General features: G+C 27.4%; 2 protein-coding genes and 3 tRNA genes. 1 reads left to right on the top strand and 4 read right to left on the bottom strand.

The window, feature by feature from the left end:
* Positions 1 to 221 precede the first annotated feature (221 nt).
* The 3 genes from Q0Q96_RS12215 to Q0Q96_RS12205 form a co-directional block, all read right to left on the bottom strand.
* Positions 222 to 304 (bottom strand) — tRNA-Leu (locus Q0Q96_RS12215).
* A gap of 40 nt (positions 305 to 344) precedes the next feature.
* Positions 345 to 417 (bottom strand) — tRNA-Lys (locus Q0Q96_RS12210).
* A 24-nt stretch (positions 418 to 441) separates the two neighbouring features.
* Positions 442 to 514 (bottom strand) — tRNA-Lys (locus Q0Q96_RS12205).
* Between the two features lie 127 nt (positions 515 to 641).
* Here Q0Q96_RS12205 and Q0Q96_RS12200 point away from each other — a divergent pair.
* Positions 642 to 1,160 (top strand): shikimate kinase, encoded by a 519-nt coding sequence (locus Q0Q96_RS12200; protein WP_293875811.1) that lies wholly within the window; start codon positions 642 to 644, stop codon positions 1,158 to 1,160.
* On the opposite strand, the gene Q0Q96_RS12195 is transcribed toward Q0Q96_RS12200, so the two are convergent.
* The gene (locus Q0Q96_RS12195; protein WP_293875809.1) at positions 1,152 to 1,649 is read right to left on the bottom strand and encodes a phosphoribosyltransferase domain-containing protein; all 498 of its coding nucleotides are present in this window, start codon (positions 1,647 to 1,649) and stop codon (positions 1,152 to 1,154) included. The two genes, Q0Q96_RS12200 and Q0Q96_RS12195, sit on opposite strands and share 9 nt — an antisense overlap.
* Positions 1,650 to 2,016 lie beyond the last annotated feature (367 nt).

Here is a 2,016-nt window from a genome sequence, read left to right as displayed (position 1 = left end):
GTTCATCTTTTCATATAAAATATTAAACAAAAGTAACATAATATATTTAGTAAAATTAATATTTTATAAAAACTAAATAAAAAATTTAATTCAAAATGTATTTACAACATAAAATATATTTAGCTGGGATTAAATATAAATTTAGAATGCATCGTTTAAAAAAAATCTAGTAAAAACAATCGATCAAACGTATCATTTTTACTAGATAATTTTTATTGAAGTGACCACGATGGGATTCGAACCCACACGTCCTTTCGAACACCAGCCCCTCAAGCTGGCAAGTCTACCGTTTCTCCACGTGGCCAAAAACAAAAAAAGTTATTCGTATAAACGAACAACTTTTGTGACCCGACTGGGGCTCGAACCCAGGACCCCATCATTAAAAGTGATGTGCTCTACCAACTGAGCTATCGAGTCATATAGCCATTTAAGAAAAAATTGTGACCCGACTGGGGCTCGAACCCAGGACCCCATCATTAAAAGTGATGTGCTCTACCAACTGAGCTATCGAGTCTTTTTCTTTTCTTGAATGCGGGTGCAAATATAAGACCTTATTATTCATATTTCAAAGCTATTTTATTATAAATTTGCCTTTTTTTGACAATAGGTGTTAAGAACTTAATTTATAAGGTTTTATTGCTATGCAGAAAATTATTTTAGTGGGTTATATGGCTGTTGGTAAGACTACAATTGCCCAATTATTATCTGAAAAAATTGATTTTAAAACAGTTGATTTGGACAAATTTATTGAACAAAAAATCGGCTTAAGTATTGATGAAATTTTTACACAAAAAGGCGAACTCTATTTCAGAAAAATTGAACATAAATTCTTTAAAGAAATTTTAGATAATGATGAAAATAATATCATTAGTACAGGTGGAGGAACTCCATGCTATGCGAATAACCATCTTCTATTAAACGGAAAAAATTGTGTTTCAATTTATCTAAAAGCGTCAGTAAATGTTGTTTTTGAAAGACTCAAAGACGTAAAAAAAAAGAGACCACTTGTTGCAAACAAATCAGAAGATGAATTAAAAGAGTTCATTGCGAAACATTTATTTGAAAGAAGTTATTTTTACAATTATGCCACTTTCAAAATTTCTACTGATTTTAAAACTTTGGAAACAATAGTTGAAGATATTCTCAAAGTACTATTCTAGATAAGCATAATCGTTATTTTTTCCGAAAACTACATGAACGTGTTCTGCAAGCGAAGTGGATAGCGAGATTCCTTTGAAATCAACTTTCACAGGAAATTTTTTATGATTGCGATCAACTAAAACCGCAGTTTTAAGTTTTTTTAAAGGTACCTCTAAAAAGTGTTTTACGCCATATATCAAGGTTGTGCCCGAATTTAAAACATCATCGATTAGAATTAATCCTTTGCTGATATACATTTCTCTACTAATCGAAGTAGTGATTTCGTTGAACGGATTTATTTTATCAATTTTGACCTCACATAAAATTATTTTTAAATCAGAAATAGTATTCAAAACATTAGTTATTTTTTGAGCTAAAATAAAACCGTTATCAGCGATTCCTGCAATCACTATTTCATTTTCATTTGCAAAACTTTCGTAGATTTCGTAAGCAATTCTTTTAATTTTATGCTCTATTTCTTGATGATTCAGAATTATATTTTTATTCATTTAGGTACTTTTTTTAAAGATAAATAAACTCTTAGTTTCCATTTGTTTTGTTTTAATATTGTATTATAGCTAAACCTTATTAAAGTTATTTGAGTAATTTAAAAATTTAGATTTTTTACTTGTATTTTTGTCAAAAGTACTTATTAATCATAAAGATAGGAATTATATTAGCATAGAATGTACTCAAATCAAAGATATTTTGTATTTTAACGATTTTAATTAAAATTTTAGTTTCTAACAACTTTTCTTTTAAAGTTTTCGTATATATTTACGAAATTAAAAAGTATTGTATAATATTTTTTATGAATTTATGAAAATATATTATTTTTCTTTAAATTTTTTTTAAAGGAATTAAAAAAGATAGATG

The sequence above is a fragment of the Flavobacterium sp. genome (genome assembly GCF_025352015.1).
GTDB lineage: Bacteria > Bacteroidota > Bacteroidia > Flavobacteriales > Flavobacteriaceae > Flavobacterium.
This window is presented reverse-complemented; position numbering and strand designations above follow the sequence as displayed.